Annotated in this window: 15 protein-coding genes and 1 other RNA gene; 13 read left to right on the plus strand and 3 right to left on the minus strand. The window is 48.7% G+C overall.

Features of this window, described 5'->3' with window-relative positions; genetic code table 11:
• Window positions 1–7: 7 nt before the first annotated feature.
• From LACZS1_RS07965 to LACZS1_RS07995, 7 genes are all read left to right on the plus strand, one after another.
• Window positions 8–2788: a helicase C-terminal domain-containing protein gene (locus LACZS1_RS07965; RefSeq protein ID WP_070651898.1), complete on the plus strand. Its 2781-nt coding sequence runs from the start codon at window positions 8–10 to the stop codon at window positions 2786–2788.
• Window positions 2789–2883: 95 nt separating this feature from the next.
• Window positions 2884–3375 (plus strand): cell wall elongation regulator TseB-like domain-containing protein, encoded by a 492-nt coding sequence (locus LACZS1_RS07970; RefSeq protein WP_025012400.1) that lies wholly within the window; start codon window positions 2884–2886, stop codon window positions 3373–3375.
• Window positions 3376–3427: 52 nt separating this feature from the next.
• Window positions 3428–4603 carry a pyridoxal phosphate-dependent aminotransferase gene (locus LACZS1_RS07975; RefSeq protein WP_070651897.1) on the plus strand — a complete coding sequence of 392 codons (1176 nt, stop codon included), beginning with the start codon at window positions 3428–3430 and terminating at the stop codon, window positions 4601–4603.
• A 30-nt stretch (window positions 4604–4633) separates the two neighbouring features.
• Complete coding sequence (gene asnS, locus LACZS1_RS07980) at window positions 4634–5932, plus strand: asparagine--tRNA ligase (RefSeq protein ID WP_070651896.1); 1299 nt, start codon at window positions 4634–4636, stop codon at window positions 5930–5932.
• A gap of 54 nt (window positions 5933–5986) precedes the next feature.
• On the plus strand, window positions 5987–6607 hold the full coding sequence (locus LACZS1_RS07985) for a DnaD domain-containing protein (RefSeq protein ID WP_010488249.1): 621 nt from the start codon (window positions 5987–5989) through the stop codon (window positions 6605–6607).
• 69 nt (window positions 6608–6676) lie between these two features.
• A complete protein-coding gene (gene nth, locus LACZS1_RS07990) occupies window positions 6677–7330 on the plus strand; it encodes an endonuclease III (RefSeq protein ID WP_070651895.1) in 654 nt (217 codons plus the stop codon).
• A complete protein-coding gene (locus tag LACZS1_RS07995) occupies window positions 7327–7791 on the plus strand; it encodes a deoxycytidylate deaminase (protein WP_070651894.1) in 465 nt (154 codons plus the stop codon). The genes nth and LACZS1_RS07995 overlap by 4 nt, the downstream gene beginning before the upstream one ends.
• 179 nt (window positions 7792–7970) lie before the next feature.
• On the opposite strand, the gene LACZS1_RS08000 is transcribed toward LACZS1_RS07995, so the two are convergent.
• Both LACZS1_RS08000 and recU read right to left on the minus strand, forming a co-directional pair.
• Window positions 7971–10274, minus strand: a complete 2304-nt coding sequence (locus tag LACZS1_RS08000; protein ID WP_070651893.1) for a PBP1A family penicillin-binding protein — start codon at window positions 10272–10274, stop codon at window positions 7971–7973.
• Window positions 10267–10893 carry a Holliday junction resolvase RecU gene (recU, locus tag LACZS1_RS08005; RefSeq protein ID WP_010488253.1) on the minus strand — a complete coding sequence of 209 codons (627 nt, stop codon included), beginning with the start codon at window positions 10891–10893 and terminating at the stop codon, window positions 10267–10269. Before recU ends, LACZS1_RS08000 begins: the two co-directional genes overlap by 8 nt.
• Window positions 10894–10959: 66 nt before the next feature.
• On the opposite strand from recU, the gene LACZS1_RS08010 reads away from it, so the two are divergent.
• From LACZS1_RS08010 to LACZS1_RS08035, 6 genes are all read left to right on the plus strand, one after another.
• Window positions 10960–11535, plus strand: coding sequence for an SLOG family protein (locus LACZS1_RS08010; protein ID WP_010488255.1), 576 nt, complete (start codon window positions 10960–10962; stop codon window positions 11533–11535).
• Between the two features lie 55 nt (window positions 11536–11590).
• The gene (gpsB, locus tag LACZS1_RS08015; protein ID WP_010488257.1) at window positions 11591–11989 is read left to right on the plus strand and encodes a cell division regulator GpsB; all 399 of its coding nucleotides are present in this window, start codon (window positions 11591–11593) and stop codon (window positions 11987–11989) included.
• A gap of 12 nt (window positions 11990–12001) precedes the next feature.
• An RNA gene (rnpB, locus tag LACZS1_RS08020) (RNase P RNA component class B) lies at window positions 12002–12367 on the plus strand.
• 423 nt (window positions 12368–12790) lie between these two features.
• The gene (locus tag LACZS1_RS08025; protein WP_025012390.1) at window positions 12791–13942 is read left to right on the plus strand and encodes a THUMP domain-containing class I SAM-dependent RNA methyltransferase; all 1152 of its coding nucleotides are present in this window, start codon (window positions 12791–12793) and stop codon (window positions 13940–13942) included.
• Window positions 13943–13945: 3 nt separating this feature from the next.
• Window positions 13946–14881 (plus strand): NAD(P)-dependent oxidoreductase, encoded by a 936-nt coding sequence (locus tag LACZS1_RS08030; RefSeq protein ID WP_070651892.1) that lies wholly within the window; start codon window positions 13946–13948, stop codon window positions 14879–14881.
• A 133-nt stretch (window positions 14882–15014) separates the two neighbouring features.
• Entirely contained in the window at window positions 15015–15242 is a 228-nt protein-coding gene (locus LACZS1_RS08035) for a hypothetical protein (protein WP_025012388.1), read from the plus strand.
• 80 nt (window positions 15243–15322) lie between these two features.
• Here LACZS1_RS08035 and lplA read toward each other — a convergent pair whose 3' ends face one another.
• Window positions 15323–16336, minus strand: a complete 1014-nt coding sequence (gene lplA / locus LACZS1_RS08040; protein WP_010488266.1) for a lipoate--protein ligase — start codon at window positions 16334–16336, stop codon at window positions 15323–15325.
• Between the last annotated feature and the right edge of the window lie 317 nt (window positions 16337–16653).

The raw sequence follows: 16653 nt of genomic DNA on the forward strand, positions 1-16653 counted from the left end.
AGAATTTATGAATGCTGACACCACGTTTGCCGTGGTCGATCTGGAAACAACCGGCACCAGCGTCAAAGATGGCGACCGGATGATTCAGTTCGGATGTGCCTTACTGCGCCATGGCAAAATCATTCAAACAATTTCACAAATGGTTAATCCTGATCGTTCGGTGCCGCAGACCATTCAACGGCTGACAGGGATTAATCTCGATCGGTTAGTCGCAGCACCGTATTTTGACGAAGTGGCACCGGTCTTACACCGCTTGCTGACAAACACGGTTTTTGTTGCGCACAACGTTAATTTCGATTATCCATTTTTGAATGCGGAATTTGAACGGGTGGGCCTGCCAAAATTGCAGTTAGAAGCCATTGATACTGTTGAACTGGCGCAGGTTTTGCTACCGGAAATCAGCAGTTTTCGCCTGAGCGATTTAACCGCGTATCTGTCCATTCAACACGATAATCCGCATCAAGCCGACAGTGATGCGATCAGTACCGGCAAGTTGCTATTACAATTAACCAAACGATTTCAGGAACTGCCAAGTCCGACCCAGCAGGCACTGGTTCAGCATCGCGACGGTTTTATTCGCGAAACCGGCGATTACCTCAACTTGATTGCGACACCGCCGAAACCGCTTAAAAAAGCCTACGTTCAGGTCGGTTCGTTGGTGCTGCGGCGGCCCGTGACACCGGCAACTGACTTTGCACTTGCAGGCGCCTATCCGGCAACCGACTTAGCCAAAAAGCATCTGTTGCAACCGCGTTATCGGTTTCGCAAGGCACAGGCCAAAATGATGGATGCCATCTTTGCCCATACGCATCAACCTGAGCAACCGTTATTTGTAGAAGCCGGGACGGGGTTAGGGAAGACATTAGGCTATTTATTACCTTATGCTTACGCCGCAACCCCCGAGCACAAACTGGTGATTGCAACGTCAACATTGGTTTTGCAAACCCAGCTGATGCAGAAAGCCATTCCGGCCCTCAACGACTTGCTAGGACGCACGGTGCCCAGTGTGGAAGTCAAAAGCCCGCAGCATTACCTTGATCTAAATAAATTTGCTGCCAGCCTGCATCAGGAAGCACCGACACGACAAACCCAGTTGCTGCAAATGAAATTGCTGGTTTGGCTGACCCAGACGACGACAGGCGATTTGGACGAGTTACATCTCACGACATATCGTGCGCCCTTGTTTTTGCAGATTCGGCATACCGGCGATGTCGGAACGCCGTTTACCAATCCGTTTTATGCGTTGGATTTTTATCGGCGTCTGCAAACGGCCATGGACGCAGCGGTGATTGTGGTCACGAATCATGCCTTTCTTGCGCGCCATGTCGAGCAACTTGCAGGTGGACAGCCATTTTTGGTGGTGGATGAAGCACAGCATTTCGCGGATAACACCGCAGCAGCGTTCGCCCAACATATGGCGTTAGGCCATTTGCGGCGTCAGTTGCGCCATCTATGGCAGTTAAGCGATCCCGACGAATCTCACTCCTTAGTTGCGGTCTATCAAAGCGAGCCGGCGATGCAAATGATTCTGCGACAACTACATCAGTTAACGGAAACGGCGCAAACAACCGTCACCACTTTGCAGCAAGACATCTACCGGCACTTTTTCCACGGCAAAACGACGGCGACGTCCGGTTTTGTCAGTTTAAGTCTGGATCCGGCCGCAGTCGACTGGCTACGTGAAACCCAGTCAGATAAGGTTAAACTATTAATCAAAGTCATTGGTCGGCTGACAGTGACGGCAGATAAACTAACAGCGGATTTTAATCAACGGCCACGGTTCTTTTTAAAAAGTGACGGTCAACGTTTTCAGGCACTGGCAGCGTTGCGCATGAGTTTGGCTGATCAGCGCAATCGATTGCGGGAAATGCTTCGGCGATTGCCGGAGCTAATCAACGGTCGGGCTGCTGTTGCGTCAATTACTTTGAGTCAGGTGAAGGATGTGGCAAGCTTAGGCTTAAGTTGGGATGTTTTTCAAGTTGGCGCGGCGGTGCAACAGTTACTTCGGCAATTTACGGCACCGGTTTTCGTCGGCGCAACGTTGACGGCTGCCCGATCCTTTGATTTTTTGACCCGGCAACTGGGCTACGGCGAACTCCCGGAAACAAGCTTCCTAAAACTCCGCAGTCCGTTTCATTATCGTGACCAAGCCAAGGTGTTGGTTGCGACAGATGCGCCAAACGCCAGCGAGGTATCCGCATCAGCCTATGCGGACTATCTTGCTCAGGCAATTGAACTGTTAGCCGACAATCAGCATCAAACCATTGTCCTGTTCAACTCTCTGAATGTGATTGAAGAGGTTTATCAGCGACTGGTTCATCGCCCCATTGCTGATCACAAAGAACTGTTGGCACAAGGCGTGACCGGCTCGGCGGAAAAGATTGCCAAGCGCTTTGCAGTCGGCGAGCAGAGTTTATTGCTAGGTGCAGCCAGCTTTTTTGAAGGCATCGACTATCCTGATCGGCTACTCGAAATGGTCATCTTAACCCGGTTGACATTCGACGCACCGGAAGCACCCATCACCAAAGCCCGTTATGCCCAAATCAAAGCTAGCGGCGGCGATCCATTCACCGACGATGCACTGCCACGGGCAACGCTTCGCTTACGTCAAAGCTTCGGCCGCCTCATCCGTACCGAAACCGACCGCGGTGCTTTCGTCATCTTGGATCCGCGCTTCATCACTACGCAATACGGTAAAAAGATGCAAAAATCCTTACCGAATATTAAACCCATGACCATGCCTCTAAACGATATGCCAGCGTATATTGGCATGTGGCTGAGAGCGTGAGCCGGCGCGCTTAGGAGTCGACGATCGCGTTTCAGCAGCATCGGTCAACTTTATACTTACAACTCACCCACATACAACAAAGGAGGGAACAACCCATGCGGCGTCACCGACGTTTTGATTGGCTCAAATTTTCCTTAATCAGCGGCCTCATCATTCTCATCATCGCGGTTATCGGTATTTATGCCAAAAGTATCTCGCCTTATCAGCAATTACGCAGCCAAGCCGAACGAATTGCCACCAATCGGGCCGACCTGAAAACGATTAACGGCTTTTGGTGGTATAACCGCGATAAAAGCTACCTAAGCGTTGCCGGACGAACGCAAAAAAATAAGTCCGTCTACGTTGTTATTCAGAAAAAAACCGGCAAAGTCGACATTTTAAACCAAAAATCCGGTATCACACGGCAACAGGCGATCCAACAAGCGACAAGTGATAACAACCCGAAGAAGATTTTAAACGCTTCCTTAGGTAAACGTGGCTCGGAATTCGTTTGGGATATTGGCTATCTGTCAAAGTCTGGTAAACTGAATTACGTGACGTACAGTTTTCGCAGCGGCGAACAGCTGAACGCGATCAAAAATCTATAAATTAGCATGATTCGACATCCTGAGTGGTGTCGACACTGTAGGAGGCGCCCTCGTGCATTTAGCAAAAAGAATCCTCAACGTTGCACCGTCCGCGACATTAGCATTAAGTAATCAGACTAAGGAACTGAAGGCCAAAGGCGCCGATGTGATTGACTTATCGATCGGTCAGCCGGATTTTCCGACCCCCAAAGCCATCGATGACGCGGCAATTGCTGCCATTCAAGCCGGCAACGCCAGTTTTTACACGGCAGCAACCGGTATTCCAGAATTAAAACAAGCCATCAGCGATCGGATTTTTGCCCAGGATGGGGTTCGCTATCCGGCGCGTCAGATTGTTGCGACCACTGGGGCAAAGTTTGCTTTGTACGCCTTATTCCAGATTTATCTAAATCCAGGCGATGAGGTGTTGATTCCGGTACCGTATTGGGTTTCCTATGAGGAACAGATTAAATTAGCCAGCGGCATACCACACCTGGTCATGCCAGCAGTTGGCCACAAAGTCAGCGTTGATGATCTTGAAGCAGCACGAACGGATAAAACGCGCGCGTTGATCATCAATTCGCCGCAAAACCCAAGCGGTGTCGTCTATAACCGCACCGAACTGACCTTAATCGGCAACTGGGCCTTAAAACATCACATTCTGGTGGTCACTGATGATATTTATCGGGATCTGATTTACAATGGCACATCCTATACATCCATGATCAGTATTGACCCTGACATTGCAGATAATACGGTTTTAATTTCAGGCGTTTCCAAATCTTATGCCATGACCGGTTGGCGAATCGGCTATGCGGCTGGGCCGGAAAAGCTCATGCAAGCCATGGCGACCTTCATCAGCCATACCACCTCTAATCCGGCAGCCGTTTCCGAATATGCTGCAGTAGCGGCGCTTACCGGTGATCAGAGCGTTGTCGAAAAGATGCGCCAGGCGTTTGAAGAACGACTCAACCTTTTCTATGATTTGTTGGCCGAGATTCCGGGATTTGATATGGGCGAAAAGCCACAAGGGGCCTTTTACCTTTTCCCGAATATTAAGCGGGCAGCACAGTTGAGCCATTATGGCACCGTTGATGATTTTATCAGCGCACTGTTGAATGAAACCGGGGTTGCGATCGTTCCGGGGCGCGCCTTTGGGATGCCGGATCATGCGCGCATCAGTTATTGTAAAGATCTTAACAGCCTGCGCGAAGCAGCGCGGCGCATTCAGGAATTTGTCCGGAAATAATTTTATATTTTTAAAGTGGGGAGTTAAGGCATGACCGAAAAGATTCGCATCATTGATGCAAAGGAACATGTAAACGAAGAAGTAAAAATTGGCGCGTGGTTGACTGACAAACGAAGCTCTGGCAAGATTGCCTTTCTTCAGTTACGCGATGGCTCGGCGTATTTTCAAGGGGTTGTTTCTAAAGCTGACGTGTCAGATGAAGTGTTTAAACTCGCCAAGGAGCTGCGCCAAGAATCCAGTATGTGGATCACGGGTGTTATTCATCAAGACAGCCGCAGTCATTTTGGCTACGAAATTGAAGTTCGCGATATTGAACTTGTCGGCGACTCTGAAGATTATCCGATCACTCCTAAGGAACACGGGATTGAGTTTTTACTGGATCACCGCCATCTTTGGTTACGGTCCAAACGGCAATTTGCCATTCAACAAATTCGTAACGAAATGATCCGGGCAACCTTTGAATTCTTCAACAACGAAGGCTTTATCAAAATGGATCCGCCAATTCTGACTGATTCGGCACCCGAAGGAACAACCGAATTATTCGAGACCGATTATTTTGATAAGAAAGCTTATCTCAGTCAGTCGGGCCAGCTGTATGCTGAAGCGGGGGCCATGGCTTACGGTAAAGTCTTCACTTGCGGTCCGGTGTTCCGGGCGGAAAAAAGTAAGACTCGCCGTCATTTGACCGAATTTTGGATGATCGAACCGGAAATGGCCTTTTGTCATCAGGAAGAAAGCCTCAAGGTTCAGGAACGTTACGTTGCTTACTTAGTTCAGGCGGTGTTGGACAACTGCAGTTACCCGTTGCATTTGCTCGGTCGCGATCCTGAAGTCCTCAAACAATACACCAAACTCCCATACCCTCGCATCAGCTATAAAAAAGCGATCGAAATGCTGCAGGATGCCGGAATGGATGTGAAGTATGGAGATGACTTTGGCTCGCCTGAAGAAACCTACCTGTCTGACCAATTCGATCAGCCGGTGTTTGTTTTGAATTATCCGAAAAACATCAAACCGTTTTATATGCTGACGGATCCGGATGACCCGCAGCAATATGTCTGTGCTGATATGCTGGCACCTGAAGGCTATGGCGAAATCATTGGCGGTTCCGAACGTGAAACCGATTATGATACATTAAAGGCTTCCATCGAAAAAGCCGGGCTTGATTTGGATGAATACGAATGGTACCTAGACTTGCGCAAGTATGGATCCGTGCCGCATTCCGGCTTTGGTTTGGGTCTGGAGCGGGCAATTACCTGGATCTGCAAGCTGGATCACTTACGCGAAGCCATCCCGTTCCCACGCATGATCAATCGTTTAAAGCCGTAATGGCACGCAAAAGTCGGACGCCAACGCGCCGGCTTTTTTTGGAGGGTCACAAGAATGACTGATTTAAGGACTTACACTGAAGCAGGGCAGTTCAGTGTCTCGAACCTGCTGTTTGACCATTATCCAGCATTGGGCCTGACACAAACCGAATTTCTGACGTATCTTTTTTTGGACCAATGGCAATCCAAGCATCATCAGGCACCGGATCTCAAAGCATTAGCCAACCAGATGAATGTCGCCCCTAACGCGATTTACACAGCCATTGAAACCTTGATTCAAAAAAAGGCGATCGTACTGGAAAGCGTTCCTGACAATCAAGGGCGGATGCGTGATTACTATGATCTCAGTCCGCTACTTGCCAAGATTCCGAATAACGGCCAAACCAATAGCGCCACAATGACCCCGCCCAATGCCGATGCTCAGACAAATGTTTTCAATCAAATTGAAATTGAATTTGGCCGGCCGCTTTCGCCGATTGAGCAGGAAATGATTCGTGATTGGTTGAATACTGATCATTATCTACCCGAGGTCATTTTATTGGCATTACGTGAGGCAGTTTTGAATTCGGCGTACTCATTAAAGTATATGGATCGCATTTTGCTAAACTGGGAACGCCGCCATCTCAAAACTGCGCAACAAGTCCAAGCTGACATCAAGCGGCATCAGGAACTTTAAATTCACCATCAAATCAAGATCATACTTTTATCGGGTAAAAGCGGTGAGAGTCAACTAGGAGGCGCATTCATGACTGACGCAGAGGCTAGGCAATTGTTTAACCAAATCATGGCACTATATCCTGATCCCGAACCGACGTTACACGCGACAAATCCCTTTGAAATTCTGGTTGCGGTGATGCTGTCGGCGCAAACGACCGATGTTGCTGTCAATGCTGTCACCCCGGCATTGTTTGCGGCTTATCCAACTCCGGAAGCAATGGCCGCTGCGCCGGTGACGGATATTGCCGAAAAAATCAGCCGACTTGGGTTGTACCGTACGAAAGCAGCTCACTTAAAGGCATTAAGTGCCATTTTGGTTCAGTCATATGGCGGCAAGGTCCCAGCTGACGCAGCTGATTTGGTTAAGTTGCCAGGGGTCGGCAAGAAAACGGCCACCGTGGTGCTTAGCGATGCATTCGGCATTCCCGGTGTGGCTGTCGATACACATGTCAGTCGGATTGTGAAAGGGTTGGGACTGGTTTCACCTAAGGCTACGCCGGTTCAGATTCAAAAGCGACTGGAGGCATTAATGCCGAAGTCTACCTGGATCAAGTTGCACCGCAGTTTGATTCGTTTTGGTCGCGAGCATTTACGCGCCCGCGATCCAAAAACACCGGCCGGTTCCGAATGGTCATTTTTAGCAGAGCATTACGCGCCGCTGAAGGAGGCAGCTAAGCATTGACAGATAAAATTGTGCCATCTAAACGAAAGGTTCACCGTGAAAGTTGGGATCATTATTTTCTCGAACTCGCGCAACAAGTTTCGGAGCGGTCAACTTGTGAGCGGGCCACTGTTGGCGCTGTTTTAGTGCAGGAGCACCGCATCATTGCCACGGGCTATAATGGCGCCATCAGTGGCGATCCGCATTGTGATGAGGCAGGGCACTTAATGCGTGACGGCCACTGCATTCGCACGATTCATGCAGAGATGAACGCGATTATCCAATGCGCAGCCAATGGTGTCAGTACCCACGGCGCGACCGTTTACGTGAACTTCTTCCCGTGTCTGAATTGCACCAAGGCTTTGATTCAAGCAGGGATTAAGCGCATTGTTTACGCGCACGACTATCGCAATGACCCTTATGGCGAGGCGTTGTTAAAACAGCATCATTTAGACGTCTTGCACTTGACTCCACAAGAATAATATCGCAAAAAGAGTCCCAAAGTTTGATGTGCCTGCATCAAACTTTGGGACTCTTTACATGAATGGTGAACCAGTCGTCTCAACCTTCGATCAAAAAATTGACCGTAAAAAAACTCGATGTTAGCGCCAAAACATCTGGCGGTTGCATCGAGCTTTTTAGTATTCAGTCGTTAAGTGTCTTACTGACTGCCGCTAGAGCCACCACCGCTTGCCGATGAAGGCGTACTATTTGAAGATGGTTCTTCTTGTGAAGCCTGCGAGGCACTTGGTGTTGTGACACTCGGGGTTGAAACGCTTGATTCAACGCTTTCGGAAACTTCACTGCTGGAGCTTTCGTCACTAGCCCGTGAAGACGATGATTCGGAACTGACACTTGAGGATGAAGACTCGGCGACCGCTTTGCGACTGCTTGGCCCGTGACCACGGACGTACAGTTCTTTCGTGGTATTACCTGAGCCGCCAGTAATCGCCGTTCCCGGATTGCTGCCTTTTAAAATATTGTAGGATTCAACTGTATCCGGTTTAGTCCAGTCGCGATTGTCCAAATTCTGTGAGGTATAGCTCATCAGCGCTTTGTATATTTTCTGCGAAATTTCCTGTTCAGCATAAGTGATACCATGCGATGTCGGCTTGTCATAACCTGTCCAGACCGAAATGACCCGATTACGCGTATAACCCGTAAACCAAGCGTCCTTAGCAATTCCCGTTGCGTTTAACGCCGGATTTTGTTTGAGTTCGGCATCACTGTAATCGGTGGTTCCGGTCTTGCCGGCTTGATGGAGTCCGGAAATAGCGGCTGCTGTCCCGGTACCCTTAGTCAGCACACCTTTAAGCATGTCGGTAATCATATACGCGGTACTTGACTTCATCGCCCGCGTTCCTTGACTGTTAAAGGTCTGCGTGTTACCGTCAGCAGTTACAATCTTATTGACGTAATACGGTTTGTAATAGGTACCACCATTTGCAAATGCGCCATAAGCGCCCGCTTCTTGAACGGTGTTAACCGAAGCACCAATCGCACTTGAGAGATACTGCTCCGAGCTTGGCAAATCAATGCCCAAGCCTTTCAAGAATTTCACGGCGTTGGTCATACCAACGGCACTCAAAGTTTTGACCGCCGGAATATTCCGCGATTGTTCCAGTGCCGTCCGCATGGAAATACGACCTTGGTACTTTTTATCCCAGTCATACAGGGAAATACTGGTGCCCGGATATTGATAAGGTTCATCCAGCATTTGTTCATAAGTGGAATAGTTCAGATATTCAATTGCCGGCCCATAATCCATGAGCGGTTTCATGGTCGACCCATTGCTTCGGGTATTTTGCGCCGCGCGGTTATAGGCAAGGCGGACATCGCCGGTTTTACGGCCACCGATCTGCGCCAGCACTTCACCATTATCCGGATCGGTCATGGTCACCCCGGTTTGGAAAGAATCGTCAGGGAAACTAACATAGTCGTCAGTATTAACGATGTCATACAATCGACGCTGGGCACTCATGTCAATATTGGTATAGATATCCAGATTATCAGTATACGGATTTAACCCGGTTTTCTTCTTCACTTCGGCTATCACCTGGGTGAGGTAAGAATCGATAATCTTGTCATTGGTCGTGGTATTGGTTTGCTGCTGTTTCGGCTGCAGGCCATCCGTAATCGGCGTAGCCTTGGCCTTTTTAGCGTCTGCGGCTGTGATCTTCTTGTCCCGCAGCATCGCATCAATAACCGCATTGCGGCGCTGGGTTGCCTTTTGCGGATATTTGTACGGATCGTAACCGGCAGGACTTTGTGGAAGGCCGGCAATGAACGCCGTCTGCGCTAACGTCAGATCTTTAAGCGATTTATTAAAATAAAACTTGGCGCCGGTGCTCATCCCGTACTGACCATAATTCATGAAGACTTTGTTGATGTAGTACTCCAGAATCTGATCTTTACTATATTTTTGTTGAACCTGCATCGCCAACCAAGCTTCCTGAGCTTTACGGCGCAGCGTTTGGTCAGATGACTTGGTACTAAATACAGACAGCTTAATGAGCTGCTGCGTCAAAGTCGAACCACCTTGAAGGCCATCGCTGGTTCCGGTCAGGTTGTTGAAGGCGGCGCCGATGATTCGGACTGGATCAACGCCTAACTTTTCATCGTAGAATCGGCGATCTTCAATTGAAACAACGGCATCTTTCAACTGCTGCGGAATTTCGGAAGCTTTCACATAATCACGGTTTTCGAGTCCAAGCGTCGTGATCTCGTTTCCGCTGCGATCATAAATGGTGCTGGAACCGCCTGATTCCAACTTCGCCTGGGTGACTTCAGGGGCATCTTTGGCATACCAAGAGAACAGGCCCACGCCTGCAATGAAGAGGACAAGCAATCCAAGCAATGTCCATTTGAGAATACGCCGCCACAATTTCTTGGGCGGCTTGGGTCCATTAGTGAGTTTATCTTCGCGGCGTCGCGCCATTCGCGACATGTTCTGATTATCAGCCACGCAAATTACCTACTTTCGTTTCGATCAACCAGTCAACGCCGTCAAGAAACGGCACGACCGGTTGCAACTGCGGATGGAGTTCAAATCCGTGTTGAATGATTTTTGTTAAAGGAATCGACTTACGGCCACCGGTGCTCTGGTGATCCCAGCATGCGATTAGTCGGCTTGCCGGAAAAACAAAAAGTCGCTTAATGGTCGCAAATCGAATCACAACAAAACAGATCCCGTTTTGCTTCAAACAGCGCCGAAAATGATCAATCTGGTGCTGATGGAAGTTTTTTAGCGGGAAGCTTGCCTTATTCTTGGTTTCCTTGGCCTCAAAGTCAAGGTAATAACCACGATAAACCCCATTATAATCTGTGGTAGAAGGTGTCTTAAAGTACGCTTCGCGAATCACCGCCTGGCTACGTTTGGGGTAGTCGACTTTTACAATTTGCACAGGCGTCGGCTTTTTATACACGACCGCCTTGTCAACACTGCGATAATACTGATTACTGAGATTAAGTTCTTCTTCTAATGTCATCCCACGCCCGCCATAAATCGTTGGGCGCGAAACGGAACTGGGTGACAATTGCGTCCCGTCTTTGTATGGATTACCATTGGGATAACGAATGGTCATGCGATCACACTCCTGGCGCTATTATACCAATATCAACCGCGTTGGCCTAATATTTGGAGGAAAATCATGGCTGGAAAACGATTATGGATAACCGGATACCGTGCCTATGAACTCAACGTCTTTGGCAATCAGGACCCGAAGCTAAAAGTCCTTAAAACTTCATTAAAAAATACCTTACTTCAGTATCTGGATGAAGGTCTAAACTGGCTGATTACCGGCGGTCAATTAGGCGTTGAGCAGTGGGCAATCGAGGTCGCTTTAACGCTGAAGCCATTGTATCCCGACTTTAAAATTGCGATGATGCTGCCGTTTACGGATTTTGGCTCAAAGTGGAATGAAGCCAATCAGGGACAATTGGCCGCACTACGCCAGCAAGTCGATTTTTCCGATGCGGTTTCGCAAGCGCCATATCAACGACCGGCACAGTTGCAGGGTTATACGCGGTTCATGACCGCACACACGGATGCTGCGGTGATTGTTTACGATCCGGAGTTTCCCGGTAAGCCGCAATGGGATTACCGCGCTGCTGAGGATATGGCTAATCGGCGTGATTATCCGGTCACGTTGATTACCATGGACGATTTGGAAGACACTGCCCAAGAAATGGCAGAAGCGGAAAATGAGCATTTTCAAAACGATTGAGATATGGTAAGCTTATTGTTAGTCTGGTTCCATGAAAACAATGAGGTGTGTCGGAATGGATAGTAACAAAGAAACAAAATTTAGTATCCAGTACGGACCTAAAGATATTTTGGACAAGAAGTTCAAGAATAAGGTTCGCGGTTATGATCCGGATGAAGTCGATGAATTTTTAGACGGCATCATTCGTGATTATGAAGCTTTTACTAACGAGATTGATCGACTGAAAGAAGAAAATGCAAAGCTGTTTAGTCGGGTCGATGAGCTAACCAAACAGCTGAGTGTTTCCAAGAATGTCAGTGCGCAGACACCGCAAACCAACGCTGCTGCGACAAATTATGACATTCTTAAACGTCTGAGTAATCTGGAACGTCATGTTTTCGGTTCAAAGCTGTCGGATAGTGGTAGCGCTGATACCCACGATGACAACAGCCATTCCGACGTTGACCAATATTGATGATCACATGTAGATCCTGAGTGATCGCGGTCTGCATCTGCAGGCTGAGGAAAGTCCATGCCCGCACAAGCTGCGATGCTTGTAGTGTTCGTGCTAAGCCCAATAAGCTTAGGGACCGTGTCAACGGTTACGGCGACCAACCGCGCTAAGGTTTCGGCTATGCGCCAGTAGGTCTGAAAAGTGCCACAGTGACGAAACGTTCAGGGAAACCTAAACGGTGGAACGGGTAAACCCCGCGAGCGAGTAACCCAAACTTTTGGTAGGGGCGTTTTGCCAAGCAAACTGAAGCGACGGCAATACAGCGGCAACGCTGAGATAGATGATGACTGAAGGAACCTGCGCCTGAACAGGCTCTGGAACAAAACATGGCTTATAGGGATCTACATGCAGGCACAGCTCGGGGAGACTCGGGCTGTTTTTTTGTGAGCGCGAGCCGGCGCGGTTAGAAGCTGGAGTGTAAGTGGCCTCAGCCCCAAATGGCTGGGCTTTGGCCATTTGGGGCTGAGGCCCTTACACGCAAGCTTCTGCGCTGGCGAGCGCGTTATAGAACGCAAAAGTCAGACTACATACTTGCCCACAATAGAAATCTCCCAGTTAACGCGAGCTTTACCATCACGCCCAAGCTCCTTACACGAAGGCTCCTGCACCGGTAAACGCGTTACAGAACGCAAAAACTCAATCGCCTATCCCCACCAACAATTCCGCCCACCTTAAAATCCAACATCGCCAACCCCATCAAAAAAAGTTAAACTAAATCTGAACACCATTCTTTAAACCGGCATTTTGAAAGGAAATCATGTCATGACATATCAACTCGTCGCAACGATGGCAGCAGGACTTGAAGCTGTTACGACCAAGGAACTAAAAGCACTGGGTATCGAGACCCGAACCGAAAATGGCAAAGTGTATTTTCAAGGCGATGACCAAACCATTGCTTTAACCAATGTCTGGTTGCGCAGTGCCGATCGAATCAAAATCGTGGTCGGTCAGTTCAAGGCACGCACTTTTGATGAATTGTTTGAAGGCGTCAAAGCGTTGCCGTGGGATCAGTATTTGCCACTGGATGCGGCGTTCCCGGTTGAAGGCCGCGCGGTTCGCTCACAGTTACATTCTGAGCCTGATGCACAAGCCATTACCAAAAAAGCGATTGTCGAGAAAATGTCGGCCGTTTACCACCGCACCACCCGTTTACCCGAAACCGGAGCTAAGTATCCGCTTGAAGTTTCGATTTTAAAAGATGTGGCAACGCTGACGCTGGATACAACCGGTCCCAGCTTATTTAAACGCGGTTACCGGATTGCCAAAGGGGAGGCACCGCTTAAAGAGAACTTTGCGGCAGCACTGGTTTTGCTCACCAACTGGCATCCGGACATGCCGTTTGTCGACCCTACAACCGGTTCCGGAACCATCGCGATTGAAGCGGCTTTGATTGGCCATCATTTGGCGCCGGGCCTGCAGCGGCATTTTGCCTTTGAAAACTTCGGCTTTTTTGATCAAGACGTATTGCAGACCACCAAAGATCAGGCTATGGATCAGGCGGATTTTGACCGAGAACTTGATATTCAGGCAAGTGACATTAACGGTGACATGATTGACATGGCCAAATTAAACGCCCAGCAAGCAGGTTTACTTCATAGTATTCAATTTAAACAGTTGGCGGTTAAAGATTTCACGACCACTAAAGAAAACGGCGTCATAGTGGCTAATCCGCCTTATGGCCAACGTCTAAGTGATCAAGCGGCCGTCCGCCAGCTGTATGCGGAAATGGGTCGGGCCTTTGCGCCTTTGACCACCTGGAGCAAATACATTTTAACGAGCGACATGGGCTTTGAGAAAGCCTATGGCAGTAAAGCGACCAAACGCCGCAAACTATACAATGGCACAATCCGAACCGATCTTTTCCAGTATTGGGGTAAACCTAATTGGCACCATCATGACAGAAAAGAGGGATGAATCGTGAAGATTCTAAATAGCTTCAGTCTTGAACCAGCGCAACGGCAGGTATTGGAAAAAGCTGGACATACCGTGATCGAAGAAGATCAACTGGACGCAACGACTGCTCAGCAAATCGATGTCATTTACGGCTGGCATGCGGCCTCGGCAACGGTTAATTATGACCATCTGCAGTTTGTCCAGGCAATGTCCGCTGGGGTTGACTATTTACCGCTCGCTGATTTTGCCAAGCATCACGTCTTGCTGGCCAATACCAGCGGCATTCACGCGGAACCGATCGCCGAATATGTGCTTGGCGCTTTGTTCACCATCAGTCGTGGCATCCTACCGGCGATTCGCGCAGGGCACCAGATGTGGTCATTGCGTCAGGAGCGGCCGCCGATGACGCTATTGAATGGATTGACGGTGGTTATTTTTGGAACCGGCCATATTGGCTCGACAATTGCCTCCAAGTTGCATGCGCTAGGATTGCATACGATTGGCGTCAGTGCCCATGGTCGACCTGCAGCCGGCTTCGACGATGTGGTAACCGATGCGGAGACGAAACGCGTGATTTCTGCCGCCGATATTGTGATTAATGCACTCCCGTTGACGCCTGCTACCAGACATTTTTATGATGCCGAGTTCTTTGCTGCTCTCGATCGACAACCAATTTTCGTTAACATCGGTCGTGGTGCTTCAGTCGAAACAGCGGCACTCGTTCAAGCGCTGCAATCCCAGCAGTTGCGTGCCGCTGTCCTTGACGTGGTCGATCCTGAGCCATTGCCACAAACCTCACCGCTTTGGGACATGGATCAGGTTTTGTTGACGCCGCACATTTCCGGCACGGTTCCTCATTTGCGCGACCAAGTTTTTAAAATTTTTAATGAAAACCTTCAGGCCTTGGTATCAAGCGGTCAATTAGCAAGTCACCAAGTCGATCTGAGCCAAGGTTACTGAAATTTAGTCCGGCAACCGTTATACTGAACTCGTAAACGTTTTCAGTTACTGCATTGCCCGGTAAACCGGCAATACGCGTTGAAACAGTTGCCGCCAGCATTTTAGACGGCATGAAGATGAAGGAGGAATTCTTATGGCACAACGCCCGGAAGAAATTACCAACTTGCTTCAAGATGCTTTACACTCACAGCACGAGGTTGCGATCGATACGATCGATCGCCGTTGCCTAAAAGGCCGCGTCGTCGATATTAAGGCGGCAAAAGTTAAGCCGTACAACGAACGCGGCGTCATTACGGTAGCAACTGGGCGAGGAGCTAAACGAATTCAGGCGTACGCCATTAGCCAAATTAAATATAATTAACGCTTCCAACGAGGCGTAGATAAAGGGGCAGCCGGTAAAATGGCTGCCCCCCTTTTTGGAAATATTGAACTGATTAATGCTTAAGGTACCAGCAAGTTGATCACGTCATCTTTAGGAATATTGGTGAAGTAATCATTGGTGTTAATGCCATCCAGTGTCTCCTTAACTGCCTGAGACGTATACGGCTTGTCTTTCAACGCAGCAGCGACGTCAGCAACATCTTTGGGTCCAAAGAAGTCACCGTAGAATTTAACGTTTGCGATCTTGCCGTCCTTAATATCAAAACGGGCATCGATTGTACCATAATCAAAATGCTTACGCTTCTTGGTGGTAAATTCCGGACTGTGGCCATAAACCCAGTCCCAGTTGTTGTAAACGTCGTCATAAATCTTCTTGATTTCGACTTGGTCAGCGTCGGTAACATGATATTCCTTGTCTTTAATTTCGGCAACATCATCAACGCCAAACAACCGTGTCAACAAAATATCCCGAAATTCCGGAAGCGTCATATCTTGGTACTTTTTGTCCAGATAAGGGCGCAGGTTGGTGACCCGGCTCTTAACGGACTTAATACCTTTACTCTTAATCTTGTCTTCCGGTACGTTGAGGACTTTAGGAATGACACTCATGTCCACATCTAGCATTAAAGTACCATGAGAGAACGTCTTGCCGTTGCGGGTATACATCGCGCTGCCTGAGAACTTCTTGCCGTCAACCAGCATATCATTGCGGCCGGAAACCTCAGCACTCGTGGCACCCATCGTATGAATCGCATCCACAATCGGCTGAGTGAAGGACTTGAAGTCGCCGAATTCTTCAGAATCACTATCAACCACAAACGAGAAGCATAGGTTACCCAAATCGTGATAAACCGCACCGCCACCTGACAGCCGACGCGTTACGACAATATTGTGCTCCTCAACATACTTCTGATTCAATTCTTCCAGTGTATTCTGGTTGCGCCCGACAATGACACTCGGCTTTTCATAATAAAAAAGCAACAGTGGCTCATCAAACTGTTTGGCATTCATCAAATACTGCTCAGTTGCCAAATTCTCGCGAATATCGTGGGACTTCATAATGACATAGTACATTTATAGGTTTCCTCCTTGTTAGCGTGAACCGGCGCGGTTAGGAGTCGGAGTGTAAGTGGACTTGGGCGTGATGGCCCGCTCTTTGGCCATTGCGACCAAGACCCTTACACGCAGACTCCTGCGCCGGTGAACGCGTTATGGTAAAGCGTGAACCGGCGTGGTTAGAAACCGAACGGCCGGTTCACCATCCGATCTTGTGGCACTCAACGAAGATTGTTAAGCGCCATTTGGTACATGGTCTATTTTAACGAGTTAATCATTAAAAAGAAAGCGATTTCGATTGCAAACAATTCATTAGTTCAAATGGTATCGATTCC

Source organism: Lacticaseibacillus zeae subsp. silagei (assembly GCF_030770335.1).
In the GTDB taxonomy this organism is placed as follows: domain Bacteria; phylum Bacillota; class Bacilli; order Lactobacillales; family Lactobacillaceae; genus Lacticaseibacillus; species Lacticaseibacillus zeae.